Below are 16,281 nucleotides of genomic sequence, written 5' to 3'. Positions count from 1 at the left end.
TTCAGCCACGACCTGGCTCGCTGATCGTCGCGGCTGAAAGCCCCTCCCACGGAACGACCATGCATCTATTACGCACCCAGCCTGGCGCCCAGCTGCCGGCCGACAGCATCGCCGACCTTGGCCAGACGCCGGCCGAGCTGGTGATTCTCTGCACCGGTGACTCGCACCTGTCTCTGCTCGCCGAGGCCGCCCGGCAGTTGCCGGACGATTACCCCAGCCTGCGCCTGGCCAGCCCGGCGCAGTTGAGCAACCACGCATCGGTGGACTTCTACGTCGAGCAGGTGCTGCAGCATGCGAAGGTCATCCTGATTTCCGTGCATGGCGGGGTAAGCTACTGGCGCTACGGCATCGAACGTCTGGTCGAACTGGCCGGGCTCGGTGCGCAGGTGATCATGGTGCCGGGCGACGATCAGCCCGATCCGCAGCTGATGGCCATGGGCAACGCCAGCGAGGACGACAGCCGCCGTCTCTGGCAGTACCTGCGCCAGGGCGGGCTGGACAACGCACAGCAGTTGTTCCGTTTCATCGGCAGTCGCTGGCTGGGACGCAGCGACAGCTGGGTCGAGCCGCAGCCGTTGCCCCGGGTCGGGCTCTATCACCCGCACCGCAGTCCGGCCACGCTGGCCGATTGGCAGGCGCACTGGCAGCCCGGTGCGCCGGTGGTGGCGCTGCTGTTCTACCGCAATCACGTGCAGGCGGCGAATACCGCTTTCGTCGATGCCTTCTGTGCGCAACTGCGCCACCAGGGGCTCAACCCGCTGCCGATCGCCGTGGCCAGCCTCAAGGAGGCGGCCTGCCTGGCCCAGGTGCAGGACTGGCTGGATGAAACCGCCACCGCGCTGATCATCAACACCACCGGCTTTGCCCTGTCCAACCCCGAGGCGCCGCAGAACCGACCGTTCCGCCGCGACATTCCGGTCCTGCAGGCGATCTGCGCGCTGGATAACCAGGCGCAGTGGCAGGCCAGCGCCCAGGGCCTGGGTTCCCGCGACCTGGCCATGCACGTGGTGCTGCCGGAGCTGGACGGGCGCCTGATCGGCACGGCGATCAGCTTCAAGGGCCTGGCCTGGCGCAGCGAGCGCAGCCAGAGCGATGTGGTGTGCTACCAGGCGCATGAGCCGGGCATGGCTCATATCGCGGAAATGGCGAGAAAGTGGTGCGATCTTGCGAATAAAAGCAATGAAAGCAAACGTATTGCGCTGATTCTTGCCAACTACCCGACGCGTGACGGGCGGATTGGCAACGGGGTCGGTCTGGATACCCCGGGCGCTGCGCTGAATATCCTCCGCGCCCTGCAGGCCGAGGGCTACCCGGTGGATAGCCTGCCGGACAGCGGCACGGCGCTTATCCACAGCCTGCTCGGTGGCGTCACCAACGACCTCGACGGCCTCGACATGCGCCCCTGTGCTCAGAGTCTGGCGCTGGACGACTACCTGGCGTTCTTCCACCGCCTACCGGCGGCCAATCAGCAGGCGGTGCGCGAGCGCTGGGGCGAGCCGCAGGACGACCCGATGTTCCGCAGCGGGCGGATGATGGTCGCCGGCCTGCGCTACGGCCTGACCTTCGTCGGCATCCAGCCGGCGCGTGGCTATCAGCTCGACGCGGCGGCGGTCTATCACGACCCCGACCTGGTTCCGCCGCATGGCTACATCGCTTTCTACGCCTGGCTGCGCACGGCGTTCGCCGCCGATGCGCTGGTCCATGTCGGCAAGCACGGCAACCTGGAATGGCTGCCGGGCAAGAGCGTCGGTCTCTCCGCGAGCTGCTGGCCCCAGGCGCTGATCGGCCCGCTGCCCAACGTCTATCCGTTCATCGTCAACGATCCGGGCGAGGGCGCGCAGGCCAAGCGGCGCACCCAGGCAGTGATCATCGATCACCTGATGCCGCCGTTGACCCGCGCCGAGAGCTACGGCCCGTTGCGCGACCTGGAGCGCCTGGCCGACGAGTACTACGACGCCAGCCAGCTCGACCAGCGCCGCGCCGTCGAGTTGCGCGGCGAGATCCTGGCCAAGGTGCGCGAGGTCAGCCTCGACCGCGAGCTGGGCCTGCAACTGAATGACGACGGTGACAGCTGGCTGCCACAGCTCGACGCCTACCTGTGCGACCTCAAGGAATCGCAGATCCGCGATGGCCTGCATGTGTTCGGCGAATCGCCCTGTGGACAACTGCGTCGTGACACCCTGCTGGCGCTGCTGCGCATCCCCCGCGGCGACGGCCAGGGCGCCAACGCCAGCCTGCTGCGTGCGCTGGCTCGGGGTCTCGAGCTGGGCCTCGACCCGCTCGACTGCGACATGGGCCAGCCCTGGGACGGTGCCCGTGCGGATGCCCTGCAGGCTGTGGACAACAGCCCCTGGCGCACGGTCGGCGATACCCGTGAGCGGCTCGAGCTGCTGGCGCTGGCGCTGATCGAGCGCTGCCTGAACGGCGAGCGTATCGATGCCTTCGGCGCCGACGTCGCGGCGATTCTCGATGGCCTGGCCGGGCATGTCGCGCCCCTGCTGGATGCCTGTGGTGACGCCGAGATGGGCGGCCTGCTCGCCGCGCTGGCCGGGCGTTTCGTCCCTGCCGGGCCGAGCGGCGCGCCGAGTCGCGGGCGTCTCGACGTGCTGCCTACCGGGCGCAACTTCTTCACCGTCGACGTGCGCCACCTGCCCACGCCGACCGCCTGGCGCCTGGGCGTGCAGGCGGCGGATCGTCTGCTCGAACGCCATCTGCAGGACGAGGGCGACCACCTGCGTCAGCTCGGCTTGTCGGTGTGGGGCACGGCGACGATGCGCACCGGCGGTGACGATATCGCCCAGGCGCTGGCGCTGATGGGCGTGCGCCCGGTATGGCAGCCGGGCAGCCAGCGTGTCGAACGCTTCGAGGTGCTGCCGCTGGAGCAGCTGGGCCGGCCACGGGTGGATGTCACCCTGCGCGTGTCGGGCTTCTTCCGCGATGCCTTCAGCAACCTCATTCGCCTGTTCGACGATGCCGTGCAGGCGGTGATCGAACTGGACGAGCCGGAAGACATGAACCCGCTGTCGGCGCGGGTCTGGCGCGAGTCGCTGGCGCTCGAGGACGGCGGCCTGGACGAAGCCGAGGCGCGTCGCCAGGCCGGCTGGCGTGTGTTCGGCGCCAAGCCGGGCGCCTATGGCGCCGGGGTGCAGAACGCCATCGAGGAGCGCCTGTGGCACAGCCGCGAGGATCTCGCCGAGGTGTACCTCAACTGGGGCGGCTATGCCTACGGCAGCGGCGTCGAGGGCGCGCCGGCGCGGCAGCGCTTCGTCGAGCGCCTGGAGCAGATGCAGGCGGTGCTGCACAACCAGGACAACCGCGAGCACGACATCCTCGATTCCAACGACTACTACCAGTTCCAGGGCGGCATGCTGGCAGCGGTGGAGACCCTGCGCGGGCTCAAGGTGGCCAGCTATTTCGGCGACAACAGCCAGCCGGATACGCCGCGCATCCGCAGCCTCAAGGAAGAGTTGAACCGCGTGGTGCGCGCCCGCGCGGCCAACCCCAAGTGGATCGAGGGCATGAAGCGCCATGGCTACAAGGGCGCCTTCGAGCTGGCGGCGACCATCGACTACCTGTTCGCCTTCGACGCCACCAGCGAACTGGTCGACGACCACCAGTACGCGCTGCTCACCGATGCCTACCTGCTGGACCGCGACACCCGCGAGTTCATCCAGCAGCACAACCCCGGAGCCCTCAACGACATGCTCGAGCGTCTGCTGGAGGCCCAGCAGCGTGGTCTGTGGGAGCATCCCGGCGAGTACCGCGAGGCGCTGGAGAATCTGTTGCTCGACAGCGAGGAATCCTGAAGCGACTCGTTTCCGTAGGGTCCTGAAACGGTTTCCGTTTGCCTGAGCCCGCATTCCCGGATTTCATCCGGGCTACCTTGATGGAATATCTGTTGCTCGATAGCAAGGAAGGCGTGTGAAAGCAGCATTGGCGCGAATGGGCGCATGGTGGCGCCGGCCGATTACCCGGCGTGAGCGAGTTCGCTCGGCCTGCATCGGCGCGATGGCCGGCATATGGATTGGTTTGTTCGCGTTCATGCTGGTCGATGGCGGTCCCATCAGCCTTGCCGGGATCGGCACCTGGCTCCTGTCGGGCATGGCGGGTAGCGCCGGATTGGCGGCTCTGTTTCCGCGGGTTCTTGGTATCGTGCTTTTCCCTCTGAGCATCTGCGGTATCGGTAACTGAGCATGGCTTTCCCGGCGCCGTAGCCTGGCTGAAACCCTTCGTGTTCGCCGCCCGTGGTGTGGAGTTATCCACAGAATGGATGCCCTGAGCTGACGCTGGCGGGGCTCCGTGCATGGCCCGGCGGATTGCGTTGCCCCGTCATCCTCAGCACTTGTCGCGGATGCCTCGGGGTCTTACCCTGAGCGCTCATTTCATGTCGGAGTCTCGTCCAATGCGTCTGTAATGCCGTCGTGTCCGCACGACCAGTGATCGATCGCGGCTTCAGCCCGCGCATACTCACGGCATTGCCTGGAGGCATGGATGACCGATTCCCCGCATATTGCGCTCGAGCGCGTTTCTTTTCGCTTTGCCGATGGCGTCATGCTGTTCGAGGGGCTCAGCGAAGTATTCGATGACCGTCACACGGGTCTGGTTGGACGCAATGGCGTTGGCAAGACGCTGCTCGGCCGCTTGCTGGCCGGTGACCTGCAGCCCAGCGAGGGGCGTGTCGTGCGACAGGGGCGTATCGCCTACCTGCCGCAACGCATCGTGGCCGCCGCCGACGCCCGTGTCGTCGACCTGGCGGGTTGCGCACACTGGTTCGATGCCATGCAGCGGGTCATGCGTGGTCAGCCGCATGAGGACGATATCGAGTGCCTCGAAGGGCGCTGGGACCTGGTCGAGCGGCTGCAAGCTGCCTTGCATGAGGAGGGCCTCGACCACCTCGATGTACAGACGCCGGCGGCGCAGCTGAGCGGCGGGGAATGCAGCCGCATTGCCCTGCTTGGCGCGCTGCAGGCGGATGCCGATCTGCTGATTCTCGACGAGCCCGGCAACCACCTCGACCAGGCCAGCCGCACGCGCCTGGGCCAGCGCCTGGCGAGTCGGCGCGGCGGCGTGCTGCTGATCAGCCATGACCGTGACTTGCTGGCGGGCATGCAGCGTATCGTCGAGCTGTCGGCTTCCGGCTTGCGCAGTTATGGCGGTGACTATGCCTTCTATCAGGCGAGCCGTGAGCAGGAGCGCGAGGCTGCGTGGCAGACCTTGAACAGCGCCCGTGTCGAGCGCAAGCGAGGTGAGCGGGCGTTGCGCCAGCAGCATGAGCGTCAGCAGCAGCGCATGGCCAGCGGCCTGCGCCAGGGCAAGGACAGCAACCAGGCGAAAATCCTCCTGGGCATGCAGAAGAACCGCAGCGAGAGCAGCGCCGGGCGCGTTGCCATGCGCTTGCAGGCACAGCGCCAGAAGCTCGACGAGCAGGTGCGCGACGCCGCAGCGGCGCTGGACGAGGAGCGGGAGGTGACCCTGCACGGGCAGGCGGCGCCGCTGCCGCCGGGACGCCGGGTTCTGTCCTGGCGTGATCTGCGCCTGCCGTTCGGCTCGGCGCCGTTGCCGGATGTCGAGCTGTTCGGCTCGCCGCGGATGGCCATCGTGGGCCCCAACGGCTGCGGCAAGTCGAGTCTGCTGGCGCTGCTCAGCGGTCGCCTGGCCGCGCGCTCGGGCGAGTGTCGGGTCGAGGTACCCTGGGCGTTGCTCGACCAGGAGCTGCACGGTTTGGCGCCGCAGGAATCGGCGCTGGAACATCTGCGCCGCCTGGCACCCGGCAGCGCGCAGAGCGTGCTGCGTACCCGCCTGGATCACCTGGGCATCGGCCCTGATGCCGCGTTGTTGCCCTGTGCCAGGCTCAGTGGCGGTCAGCGCCTGAAGGTGGTGCTGGCCGGGGCCCTGGTCCGTGAGCCACAGCCCCGACTGCTGATGCTGGATGAGCCGGACAACTTTATCGACCTCGACTCGCGCCTGGCGCTGGAGCGCTTTCTGCGGGCCTACCGAGGGGCGCTGCTGGTGATTTCCCATGATGGCGCCTTTCTCGACGCATTGGCCTTGACCGACCGCCTGCAGTGGACGGCCGCTGGCTGGCTGCACGAGGTGTTGTGAAACGCCAGTGGCCGGGGGCTCTGGTCTACAATGCCGATCTTTGCCGCCAGTGAATGCCGCCATGACCGAACATCACTTCCCCCTTGCCGCCGTGGTCGGCGCCGACTCGCTGAAGCTGGCGCTGTGCCTGGCGGCCATCGACCCGGCCATCGGCGGGGTGCTGATCGAAGGCCCGCGCGGCATGGCCAAGTCCACCCTGGCCCGTGGCCTGGCCGATCTGCTCGACGGTGGGCGTTTCGTCACCCTGCCGCTGGGCGCCAGCGAGGAACGTATCGTCGGCACCCTGGATCTGGACGCCGCGCTGGGTCAGGGCCAGGCGCGCTTTTCCCCGGGTTTGCTGGCGCGCGCCGATGGCGGCGTGCTGTATGTCGATGAGGTCAACCTGCTGCCCGATCATCTGGTCGACCTGCTGCTCGATGCCGCTGCCAGCGGGGTCAACCATGTCGAGCGAGATGGCATCTCCCATCGCCACGCCGCGCGCTTCGTGCTGATCGGCACCATGAACGTCGAGGAAGGCGAGCTGCGCCCGCAGCTGCTTGACCGCTTCGGTCTCAACCTGGCGCTGGATGGTCAGCCGCAGCCGCTCGAGCGCGCCGAGATCGTTCGCCGGCGCCTGGCCTTCGATGCGTCTCCGGATGCCTTCGTACAGCGTTGGCAAGCTGAACAACAGGCCCTGGCGACACGCTGTCAGAGCGCCCGCCAACACCTGGCCGCCATTGCCCTGGATGATGCGTCGCTGGGCGAGATCAGCCAGCGCTGCTTCGCCGCTGGCGTCGACGGCCTGCGTGCCGACCTGGTCTGGCTGCGCGCCGCCCGCGCCCATGCCGCCTGGCGGGGTGCCGGGGCCATCGAGCCTGTGGATATCGACGCGGTGGAGGACTTCGTCCTGCGTCATCGCCGTCGCCAGCAGGCACCACAACCGCCTGCCGCCACGCGGCCCGAGCGGCCCCAGGCGCAGCAATCCGAGCAGTCGCCACAGCAGGGCGAAGGCCAATGGGGCGAGTTGCCGGCGCAGGTGCAGGCCATGGGTGAGCGGCGGGTGCCGCCGCGCTGGACAAAAAAGCCCTGAGCATCCGCCCGCGCAACGCCACAGGCGCGGATGCCGGCAAACGGCCCGGACGACTCGGTGGCGGCTTGCGTGGCGCCGCGCGGGCGGGTGCGCACGGCCGCATCGACTGGCCGGCGAGCCTGCGCCATGGTCGCCCGCTACGCCGCGAGCACCTGGTGCTGCGGCCGCGCAGCCGTCAGGCCGATGAACTCTGGCTGGTGCTGGTGGATGCCTCTGCCTCGACCCGCCGCCATGGCGCGCTGAGCCTGAGCAAGGGCCTGCTCGCCGAGCTGTTCGACAGCGCCTACCGTCAGCGCGCGCGCCTGGCCGTGCTGCAGGCCGGTGGTCGCGAGGCGCAGTGGCTGTGGCAGGGGCGCAAGGCCAGCGCGGAACTGCATGCCTGGCTGCAGCAACTCGGCGCCGGCGGCGGTACGCCACTGCTCGATGCACTGCAGCAGGCCGGTGACTGGCTGGTGCGGCGGCGGCGACAGAAGCCCGCCGAACAGCAGCGCCTGCTGATCCTCACCGACGGCCGCCTGCGCGACTGGCCGGCCATGCACCCACTGGGCTGCCCGACCCTGCTGATCGACAGCGAGCGAGTGCCGATCCGCCTCGGTCGCGGCCGCGAGCTGGCGCGCCAGCTGGGCGCCGATTACCAGCATATCGATGACTTACTGCCCTGTAGGAGCACGCTGGCGGGCGATGATCGCCGGCAAGCCGGCTCCTACGGGTTGTCCATTCCGTGGAGAACCCCATGAAAACCCTGCTGCTGGTCGGCATCGGCGCCGGCGACCCGGACTACATCACCTACCAGGCGATCAAGGCGCTGCGCCGCAGCGACGTGATCTTCCTGATGGACAAGGGCGCGGCGAAGCACAAGCTCAATGCCCTGCGCCGCGAGATCTGCGCACGCTTTCTCGACGGCCACACGCCGCGTTTCGCCGAGGGCCAGCAGCCGGAGCGCGAGCGCGAGGCCGCCGACTACCGCGCCAGCGTCGACGAGCTCAACCGCGACAAGCAGGCGGTATTCGAGCAGTTGCTCGACGAGCAGATGGCGGACGGCGAGACCGCCGCCTTCATGGTCTGGGGCGACCCGTCGCTGTACGACAGCAGCATCCGCATCATCGAGGCCATCGCTGCCCGTCGCAGCGACTTCGCCTACGATGTGATCCCCGGCATCACCAGCCTGCAGGCGCTCACCGCACGCCATCGCATCCCGCTCAACAGCATCGGCCGCGCCGTGGAAATCACCACCGGTCGCCTGCTCGCCGAAGGCTGGCCGCAGGGTGTGGACAGCGTGGCGGTGATGCTCGACGCCAAGGACACCTACCGCCGCTTCACCGGCCAGGGCCTGACCATCTACTGGGGCGCCTACGTCGGCACCGCCGACGAAATCCTCATGGCCGGCCCGCTGGACGAACTGGCCGACAAGATCGCCATCACCCGCGCCGAGGCGCGCGAGCGTAACGGCTGGATCATGGACAGCTACCTGCTGCGCAAGGAAGGGACGGTGCAGGCTTGAGGTGAGGGGGCGTTGTTCGCCCTGCGCCGGGTCATGCGTAGGGCGGACATCGCTTTTCATGTCCGCCAATATGTGGACTCAGGAATCCGATGGGGGGATGAAGAGCGTCGTCCACCTTCTTGCTTGACCAGGCTGCTTCCGCGCAAGAATGCCGGGCAGCGAAGCGTTATCCACAAGCCGGCAGCGTCTTTTCCATCACCACGGTGCGTTCCGCCCCATGGAATTCATCACGTACCTTGCGGTAACCGAGGCCTGCGTAGAAGCTTTCGGCAGTCAGCGACGACGGCACCAGCAGCTTGGCCATGCCGAGGTTCAGCGCTTCGGCGTGGAGCGCTTCCATCAGTCGGCGACCCACTCCGCCGCCCTGGTACGCCGGATCGACGAAGACCGTCCTGACCACCTCGCCATCGAGGCTGGCGGTGGCGATCGGCATTCCGTGCAGCGAGGCGACGAAGACCCTGCGCGTGCCGAGCAGTGCAGCCACGGCTTGAGGTGTGAAGCTTTGCTCGATCCGAGAGATCACCTCGGGTGCATAGTCCCGGGCGTTCGACTCGCGTAACGCGGTAATCACGACTCGACTGATCGCTGCCGCATCGTCCTGTGTCGCCGGTCGAATCATGCAGTCCATGCTGTTCTCGCTCCTTTGTCGGTCAACGACTCAATCGGCGTTGTTGATCTCTTCCTGATAGACCCGCATCCCTCGTGCCTGATAGTTGGCCAGGGCAGCTGGATGGTCGAAGGTGCAGGTGTGTACCCAGACACGTTCGGTACCGGGCCACTGCCATGCGGAAGTGATGGCGTGGCTGAGCAGGGCGCCGCCGAAGCCACGGTCGAGAAACTGCGGGGCCAGGCCGAAATAGCGGATTTCGGTGTTGTGACCATCGGGGCGCAGCAGCTCGTAGTAACCGGCGATGGCGCCACGGTGGTACGCCACCCAGGTGCGGTGCGCCGGGTTCTCCACCATGGCCTGCCAGTGCGCGTCGTCCCAGTCGTCCAGATCACCCCATTCCCAGGCCGAACCGACCAACTGGTAGAGAAAACGGTTGAACGCGCCTTGTGACTCCTCGCATTCGACGATCTGCAGTTCGCTGCGTGGCGCCTTGGCGCGCAGCTGTTCGGCGCGGGTCATCTCCAGGTAGTAGGTGGTATAGGGTTGGCTCATCACGGACCTCACGGACAGAGCCGGACTATAACCCGGCGCTTGCCGTGCGTTGTTATCGTCGGCGTGTTGGTGCTTCGTTGGAGGACAAGCTTCGCGTTGTCCACGCTACGCCGGGTCATGCGTAGGGCGGACAGCGCTTTTCATGTCCGCCAGCATGTGGCCCCAGGAGTCCGATGGGTGGATGCAAATAGCGTCATCCACCGGCGAGCAGGGCGGTTTACAGCCAGCTCCAGGAAACCCCCGTGTACACCCCGAACCCTTCCCCGGGCGTGGAGCGCGCGGCGTCCGCGCCCTTGTCGTCATAGCCGGGAGTGACGGTGGCGGCGTAGCGCTTGTCGGTGAGGTTGCGCAGGTCGAGCCAGGCCTGCCAGTCGTCCTTCGGCGAGGCGTAGCCGAGGGTGGCGCCGAAGAGGGCATAGGCGTCGGCGTAGTAGGAGTTGGCGTAGTCCACCGCGACCCTGGAGGCGTACCGGGTATTCACCCCGGCATAGAAGCCGCTCGGGTGGTCGTAGCGCAGTTCGGCCTGGTAGTAGTGGCGCGGCAGGCCGGGCAGGCGGTTGTCGCCGAAGCTGTCGTCATCGCGGTAGTGGAAGTCGCTGAAGGTGTAGGCCTGACGCAGGCTCAAGGCGCTGCCGTGGTCTTGCCAGAGCAGGCTGTTCAGGCCGGCTTCGATGCCCTGGTGCACGGTGGGGCTGGCGTTGGACTCGCGGGTGACTGCTGGAGCGACTTCGACGCTGAGCAACTCGTGGCGTACTTGCGCGTGGTAGAGCGCAAGGTCCCATTGGCCGAGCGGCGAATCGCCACGACCACCGACTTCGAAGGTCGTTGCCGTCTGGTTATCCAGAGAGACCGGGGCGCGGTAGCGGCCTGTCGCCGGGCCGCTGCCGGCCGGAAAATAGTCGTTCGAGCTCCAGATCATCGACCAGGCATGCGCTGGTTCCACCGAGCGGCTGATGTTGCCATACAGCTGTACGGCGGGGGCGAGCTGGTAGCGCAGGCCGATGCGGGGCGCGTAGTCCCAGGTGTCGGTGTCGAGCCTGTAGGGATTGGCCGGAGCGGTCACCTCGACCTTGCGCCGGGTATTGATCAGCGCCAGGCCGGTATCCAGCCATAGCTCGGGGCGTAGCTGCAGTTCGTTGCTGATGTGCAGCGTGTTGTCCGAACCTTGGTGGATGTATTCGCGCATCAGGGTGCCGGCCGGGTAGGTGTTGCCATCGACGGTCAGCGGTTGCGTGGCGTTCTCTCGCGCTTTGCTGCCGGGCAGGTTGCGGGTGCTGCGCAGGCCGACGCTGGTGCTGCTGTCCAGACCGAACAGGCTGTGGCGGCGTGTGTAGTTCAGCGTGGCGCTGATGTCGCTGTAGTCGACGCGGACACGGTAGGCACTGTTGCGGTAGGGGCTCTCGACGATATCCATCGGGTAGTGGTGGTACGCCAGGCCGGCGACCAGGGTGGCGTCGTCGTCCAGGTACCAGGTGGTCTTGTTGGCCAGCCAGGTGCTGCCAGGCTGGTCTCGGTGGGCGTCGATGCGCAGGTTCGCGGCTGCGGCATCGCGCGGATCGTGTTTGATCTGTGCCTTGCTCAGGCGCCCCGGCGTGTCGTGCTCGGTCTCGCGGTAGCGCAGGTAGAAGCGCGTTTCCAGGCTGTCGTTGAGGCGATAGCCGACGTTGCCGGCAATGCCCTTGCCCTGTCCGGAGGCGTGATCCTGATAGCCGTCGTAGTGGCTGTCGGTGAGGTTGAGGTAGTAGTCGACATCGCCCAGAACCTGGCCCGAGGCGATGCTGCGTTTCTGGTAGCCATGGCTGCCGGCCTCGTAGCGCAGTTGCAGCTTGGGTGCGCTGTAGCCGGTGTGGCTGATGTAGTCGATGGCACCGCCGAGGGCCAGCGCACCGCGTTCGAAGCCGTTGGCGCCGCGCAGGACCTCCGCGCGACTTATCCACAGGGGTTCCAGCAGCTCGTAGGGGGTGCCACCGGAGCCGGTCAGCGGCAGGCCGTCGAGCAGGATGTGCGTGCCGGAGGCATGGGCACCGGGACCACGGTTGATGCCGGAACCCCGCATGCTGATCTTCACCCCTTCATTGCCCGGCGATTGCGCATAGACGCCGGGCTGATAGGCCAGCACGTCGGCGACACCGGCCACGCGGCCCTGATCGACCTGGTCCATGTCTACCAGGTTGGTGGCACCGGATACGCGCTCGAGCGTCTTGCGCGCGGCGTCCGCTTCACTGACCGGTGTTGCGCTGATGTGCAACGCATCGAGCTGCACGGGTTCGTCGGCCCGGGCGTGATTGATGCCCAGGCTGGCGAGCGCCAGCAGGGTGAGTCGGGCAGGTTGGCGGGAAAGTTGCAAGGGCGGCATGCAAGGGCTCCGTTGAGCGGACAGCGAGTGTGTCTGATGGATGCCACCGGGGATTGGTCACCACCGACGGGCTCGTCACTCGCGTTACGCTCAGGGAGCCATGGGGCGCTCGGGCTATGGCCGACCTTGCCCTGTAGACGGGCCCTCAGGCCAGGCCGGCCTTGTCCAGTCCGTACAGCTTGTCGGCGGAGCCGGGGACGTTGCGGAAGGCCACGCTGAGGCGGTTCCAGCCGTTGATGGCCACCACCAGCAGGGACAGATCGGCCAGTTCCTGCTCGGAGAACTGCTCACGCACGCTGTTGTAGATGGCATCACTGACGCCGTGCGGCGACAGGACGGTCAGGGCTTCGGTCCACTCCAGGGCGGCCCGCTCGCGGTCGGAGAACAGCGGCGATTCGCGCCAGACGGCGACATGATGCAGGCGCAGTTCGCGTTCGCCGTGAATCTTCGCCTCCTTGACGTGCATGTCCACGCAGAAGGCGCAGCCGTTGATCTGCGAGGCGCGCAAGGTGACCAGGTGGGCGAGTTCGGTGAGGAACGGCGTCTTGCTCAGCAGGGTGGAAAATTCCGCGTACTTGCTGGAGGCCGTCGGGGAGAGTTTGAAGTAGTCGAGACGCTGGCTCATGGTTTTCACCCTTAATCCGAGTCGAGAAGAAACCGATGCGTCTCTGCGACTGGCAGAACCACAGCGGCCCGGTGAAGAGAAATCTACGCACCGGTGGGCCAGTCACATAGATCCATTTCACCCAATTCTGCTTGGTCCACTTTTGCGCAGAGGCGTGTGCCTCCCGCTACTCGGTGCATGGCGCAGCACTGCGCCATGGCTGTCGGTACTCAGTGCAGTGGGCGTTTCGACGACTCGGGTAGCGCCATGCCACCGGCCATGGCGATCAGGGCGATGACGATCAGGTAGTAGGCTGGCGCCATGCGGTCGCCGGTCTGCTCGATCAGCCAGGTCGCCACCAGCGGAGCGGTGCCGCCGAAGAGGGTGTAGGCGATGTTGTAGGTGAAGGCCGAGGCGGTGTAGCGCACACGGGTGGGGAACTGTTCGGAGAGCAGCACGGCGGTGACCACGCCGCAGATCACCGCGCCGACGGCCAGCAGCATGGCGCCCAGCGCCGAGGGCAGCAGCTGGCCGGACGTGGCCAGGGAGAAGGCCGGATAGACCGCTACGATCAGCGCCAGGCAGGCGCTGAGGATGGTCCGGCGGCGGCCGACGCGATCCGAGTAACGCCCCACGAACGGGCACAGCAGGCCGGCGAACACCAGTGCCATCAGGTTGGCCAGCAGCGCCGTGGGCCGGCTGGCGCCGCCGACCACCTGCATGTAGGTGCTGAGGTAGGTGGTGAACATGTAGAACGACAGCGCCGTGGCGGAGATGAATGCGCTCAGGCAGACGATGGTGGCGCCGTGGCTGCGCAGGGTTTCGCGCAGCGGCGAATGCTCGGGGGCCTGCTCGGCGGCCAGGGCCTGGAAGGCGGGCGATTCGTCCAGGCGCAGGCGCATGTACAGGCCGACCAGGCCCAGCGGCGCAGCGATGAGGAACGGCAGGCGCCAGCCCCAGGCCTGCATCTGCTCGTTGCTGATGAACTGGTCGAGGCCGAACACCAGTCCGGCGGCCGAGGCGAAGGCGAGGAAGGTCGAGACCGGCACGAAACTGCCATAGCGCGCCTTGCGCTCGGTGGGCGCGTGCTCCATGACGAAGGCGCAGGCACCGGCGTATTCGCCACCGGCCGAGAAGCCCTGCAGGCAGCGCGCCAGCGCCAGCAGCAGCGGGGCGAACAGACCGATGCTGGCGTAGGTCGGCAGCAGGCCGATCAGTGTGGTGGCGCCGGCCATCATCAGCACGGTGATCGACAGCACCCGCTTGCGCCCGATGCGGTCCCCGAGGCTGCCGAAGAAGATCCCGCCCAGCGGGCGCAGGGCGAACGACACGGCGAACACCGCGAAGGTCTGCAGCAAGGCCAGGGTCGGGTTGCCCTGGGGAAAGAACAGGGCGGCGATGGTCACGGCGAGAAACCCGTAGACGGCGAAATCGAACCACTCGACGAAGTTGCCGATGGCCGAGGCGGCGATCACCTTGCGCAGGGTCGCCGGGCTGACCTGCCGAGTGTGGGTTATGGCGTTCATGCGTTGCTCCTGATCCCTGATCCAGACGGGTTCAGGCACGTTACGCAGGGTGCTCGCGAGCCGGCGCCTCCGACACGACGGTGGCGTTGCTCTGAGCGACCTCAGCCCTGGGGGAACTGCGCCGGGTCGGAAAAGCAGGCGCGCAGGTGATCGAAAACCAGGCGCACCCTGGGCGATACGGGGCCTTGTTGCGGGCGGTAGATGAACAGCTGCCAGGGGGCGGGGGCCTGCTGCGCCATCACGGCCTGCAGGCGGCCGCTCTCCAGGTGCGGCTGGGCCAGGTAGGCGGGCAACTGCCCGTAGGCCAGGCCGGCGAGCACGACTTCCAGCTCGGCTTCGGGGTCGTCGCAGGTCAGTGCCGGGTTGGCGGGAAGCAGGCTTGGGCCGTCCGCGAAGGTCCAGGGCCAGGGCCGGCCGCTCTTGCGGTCGATCAGCACCGAGAGCGGGCGTTGCTGCAGCTCGGCGAGCGTGCGCGGGCTGCCGGTAGTGGCAATCAGTTCGGGCGTGGCCACCACCTGCAGCGGCACGGGCGCCAGGGTGCGGGCGACGTAGCGGCTGTCGCGCAACGAGCCGATACGGATGCCGATATCGATCTGCGCATCGACCGCGTCGGTGATCTCGTCCTCCAGGCGCAGGGTCAGCTGCAGGTGCGGGTGGCGCTTGAGCAGGGGCTGCAGGAAGCCGACCAGAAAGCGCTTGCCGATCGCCTGTGGCGCGGTGATGCCGACACGCCCGCTGAAGCCCGACTCGGTATCGGCGCGATGGCCACGAAACAGCGAGTCGAAGCCCTCCAGCGTCTGCCGTGCCCGCACGGCATAGGCCTCGCCGAAGGCGGTGATGTGCACCTGGCGGGTGTTGCGGTGGAAGAGAATCTCGCCCAGCTCTTCCTCCAGCGCCTTGATCGCGCGCGTCACGGCCTGCGGGGAGACGCCGAGCCGCGTCGCTGCCTCGCGGAAATTGCTGCAGTCGGCCGCGCTGCAGAAGATGCGGATCATCTCCATGCGGTTGAGCATGTCGCTACGCCTTTGTATTCCATAATGTGGAATAGCCTAATCCAAACACTTCCATTCATTGAAACGAAAATCGCCTCTAGTGTGAGCCCATGTCCGGCATACGGCGCGGACACTTCAACGAATCCGAAAGAGAGGCTTACCGATGAGCAACAACATTTCCGGCAAGGTCGTGGTCATTACCGGCGCCAGCAGCGGTCTGGGCGAAGCCAGCGCACGTCATCTGAGCAAACTGGGCGCCAAGGTGGTGCTGGCTGCACGGCGCAAGGAGCGCCTCGAACAACTGGTCGGCGAACTGGTCGCTGCCGGTGGCGAGGCGGTCGCCTACCAGACCGACGTCACGCGTGCCGATGAGGTCAAGGCCCTGATCCAGGGTGCCGTGGATACCTACGGCCGGGTCGACGTGCTGGTCAACAACGCCGGGTTGATGGCCATTGCGCCGATGAGCGATCTGCGCACCGACGAGTGGGATCGCATGATCGACATCAACATCAAGGGTGTGCTGTATGGCATCGCCGCTGCGCTGCCGGTGTTCCAGCAGCAGAACGCCGGGCATTTCATCAACATCGCCTCGGTGGCCGGGATCAAGGTGTTCAGCCCGGGCGGTACCGTGTACAGCGGCACCAAGTTCGCCGTGCGCGCCATCTCCGAGGGCCTGCGTCACGAGGTCGGCGGCAGCATCCGTACCACCACCATCGAGCCGGGTGCGGTGGACTCCGAGCTGAAGTTCGGCAGCTCGCACCAGCAGAGCCGCGACTTCGTCGTCGACTTCTACAAGCAGGCCATCCCGGCGGATTCGGTGGCCCGCGCCATCGCCTATGCCATCGAGCAGCCGGCGGATGTGGATATCAACGAGATCGTCCTGCGTCCGACCGTGCAGGAGTTCTGATCCCGATCCGCTGCATCCGGGCGCTTGCGATGCGGGTCCGTACGGACCAGCATGCAGGCGCC

General features: G+C 67.1%; 13 protein-coding genes. 7 read left to right on the top strand and 6 right to left on the bottom strand.

Going from position 1 to position 16,281, the window contains the following annotated elements; translation table 11 throughout:
- Positions 1 to 59: 59 nt before the first annotated feature.
- The 6 genes from cobN to cobF all read left to right on the top strand — a co-directional run bounded on the left by cobN (position 60) and on the right by cobF (position 8,672).
- Complete coding sequence (gene cobN / locus E4487_RS00205) at positions 60 to 3,806, top strand: cobaltochelatase subunit CobN (protein WP_175252481.1); 3,747 nt, start codon at positions 60 to 62, stop codon at positions 3,804 to 3,806.
- Positions 3,807 to 3,921: 115 nt separating this feature from the next.
- On the top strand, positions 3,922 to 4,191 hold the full coding sequence (locus E4487_RS00200; RefSeq protein ID WP_175252480.1) for a hypothetical protein: 270 nt from the start codon (positions 3,922 to 3,924) through the stop codon (positions 4,189 to 4,191).
- A 300-nt stretch (positions 4,192 to 4,491) separates the two neighbouring features.
- Positions 4,492 to 6,102 carry an ATP-binding cassette domain-containing protein gene (locus E4487_RS00195; RefSeq protein WP_175252479.1) on the top strand — a complete coding sequence of 537 codons (1,611 nt, stop codon included), beginning with the start codon at positions 4,492 to 4,494 and terminating at the stop codon, positions 6,100 to 6,102.
- 61 nt (positions 6,103 to 6,163) lie between these two features.
- Positions 6,164 to 7,171, top strand: coding sequence for an ATP-binding protein (locus E4487_RS00190; RefSeq protein ID WP_175252478.1), 1,008 nt, complete (start codon positions 6,164 to 6,166; stop codon positions 7,169 to 7,171).
- Positions 7,153 to 7,908 (top strand): VWA domain-containing protein, encoded by a 756-nt coding sequence (locus E4487_RS00185; RefSeq protein WP_306669861.1) that lies wholly within the window; start codon positions 7,153 to 7,155, stop codon positions 7,906 to 7,908. The genes E4487_RS00190 and E4487_RS00185 overlap by 19 nt, the downstream gene beginning before the upstream one ends.
- Positions 7,905 to 8,672, top strand: a complete 768-nt coding sequence (gene cobF, locus E4487_RS00180; RefSeq protein WP_175252476.1) for a precorrin-6A synthase (deacetylating) — start codon at positions 7,905 to 7,907, stop codon at positions 8,670 to 8,672. The genes E4487_RS00185 and cobF overlap by 4 nt, the downstream gene beginning before the upstream one ends.
- A 166-nt stretch (positions 8,673 to 8,838) precedes the next feature.
- On the opposite strand, the gene E4487_RS00175 is transcribed toward cobF, so the two are convergent.
- The 6 genes from E4487_RS00175 to E4487_RS00150 all read right to left on the bottom strand — a co-directional run bounded on the left by E4487_RS00175 (position 8,839) and on the right by E4487_RS00150 (position 15,333).
- Positions 8,839 to 9,300: a GNAT family N-acetyltransferase gene (locus E4487_RS00175; RefSeq protein WP_134676607.1), complete on the bottom strand. Its 462-nt coding sequence runs from the start codon at positions 9,298 to 9,300 to the stop codon at positions 8,839 to 8,841.
- Positions 9,301 to 9,330: 30 nt separating this feature from the next.
- Positions 9,331 to 9,834 carry a GNAT family N-acetyltransferase gene (locus E4487_RS00170; protein ID WP_134676606.1) on the bottom strand — a complete coding sequence of 168 codons (504 nt, stop codon included), beginning with the start codon at positions 9,832 to 9,834 and terminating at the stop codon, positions 9,331 to 9,333.
- Positions 9,835 to 10,051: 217 nt separating this feature from the next.
- Positions 10,052 to 12,190 carry a TonB-dependent receptor domain-containing protein gene (locus E4487_RS00165; protein WP_175252475.1) on the bottom strand — a complete coding sequence of 713 codons (2,139 nt, stop codon included), beginning with the start codon at positions 12,188 to 12,190 and terminating at the stop codon, positions 10,052 to 10,054.
- Positions 12,191 to 12,335: 145 nt separating this feature from the next.
- Entirely contained in the window at positions 12,336 to 12,815 is a 480-nt protein-coding gene (locus E4487_RS00160) for a carboxymuconolactone decarboxylase family protein (protein WP_175252474.1), read from the bottom strand.
- Between the two features lie 209 nt (positions 12,816 to 13,024).
- A complete protein-coding gene (locus tag E4487_RS00155) occupies positions 13,025 to 14,320 on the bottom strand; it encodes an MFS transporter (RefSeq protein WP_175252473.1) in 1,296 nt (431 codons plus the stop codon).
- Between the two features lie 101 nt (positions 14,321 to 14,421).
- Positions 14,422 to 15,333 (bottom strand): LysR family transcriptional regulator, encoded by a 912-nt coding sequence (locus E4487_RS00150; RefSeq protein WP_037054709.1) that lies wholly within the window; start codon positions 15,331 to 15,333, stop codon positions 14,422 to 14,424.
- Between the two features lie 142 nt (positions 15,334 to 15,475).
- Between E4487_RS00150 and E4487_RS00145 the strand changes: the two genes are divergently transcribed.
- The gene (locus tag E4487_RS00145) at positions 15,476 to 16,219 is read left to right on the top strand and encodes an SDR family oxidoreductase (protein WP_037054708.1); all 744 of its coding nucleotides are present in this window, start codon (positions 15,476 to 15,478) and stop codon (positions 16,217 to 16,219) included.
- Positions 16,220 to 16,281 lie beyond the last annotated feature (62 nt).

It is taken from the genome of Pseudomonas sp. BMW13, from assembly GCF_013357275.1.
In the GTDB taxonomy this organism is placed as follows: domain Bacteria; phylum Pseudomonadota; class Gammaproteobacteria; order Pseudomonadales; family Pseudomonadaceae; genus Aquipseudomonas; species Aquipseudomonas khazarica.
Note: the sequence above shows the minus strand (reverse complement) of the source record. Positions and strands in the feature narration are given on the sequence as shown.

Excerpts from the sequence above, each read along its gene's own strand:
- cobN (WP_175252481.1), top strand. The coding sequence starts at position 60 with ATGCATCTATTACGCACCCAGCCTGGCGCCCAGCTGCCGGCCGACAGC.
- E4487_RS00165 (WP_175252475.1), bottom strand. The coding sequence starts at position 12,190 with ATGCCGCCCTTGCAACTTTCCCGCCAACCTGCCCGACTCACCCTGCTG.
- E4487_RS00195 (WP_175252479.1), top strand. The coding sequence starts at position 4,492 with ATGACCGATTCCCCGCATATTGCGCTCGAGCGCGTTTCTTTTCGCTTT.
- E4487_RS00175 (WP_134676607.1), bottom strand. The coding sequence starts at position 9,300 with ATGGACTGCATGATTCGACCGGCGACACAGGACGATGCGGCAGCGATC.
- E4487_RS00150 (WP_037054709.1), bottom strand. The coding sequence starts at position 15,333 with ATGCTCAACCGCATGGAGATGATCCGCATCTTCTGCAGCGCGGCCGAC.
- cobF (WP_175252476.1), top strand. The coding sequence starts at position 7,905 with ATGAAAACCCTGCTGCTGGTCGGCATCGGCGCCGGCGACCCGGACTAC.
- E4487_RS00145 (WP_037054708.1), top strand. The coding sequence starts at position 15,476 with ATGAGCAACAACATTTCCGGCAAGGTCGTGGTCATTACCGGCGCCAGC.
- E4487_RS00160 (WP_175252474.1), bottom strand. The coding sequence starts at position 12,815 with ATGAGCCAGCGTCTCGACTACTTCAAACTCTCCCCGACGGCCTCCAGC.
- E4487_RS00190 (WP_175252478.1), top strand. The coding sequence starts at position 6,164 with ATGACCGAACATCACTTCCCCCTTGCCGCCGTGGTCGGCGCCGACTCG.
- E4487_RS00170 (WP_134676606.1), bottom strand. The coding sequence starts at position 9,834 with ATGAGCCAACCCTATACCACCTACTACCTGGAGATGACCCGCGCCGAA.
- E4487_RS00155 (WP_175252473.1), bottom strand. The coding sequence starts at position 14,320 with ATGAACGCCATAACCCACACTCGGCAGGTCAGCCCGGCGACCCTGCGC.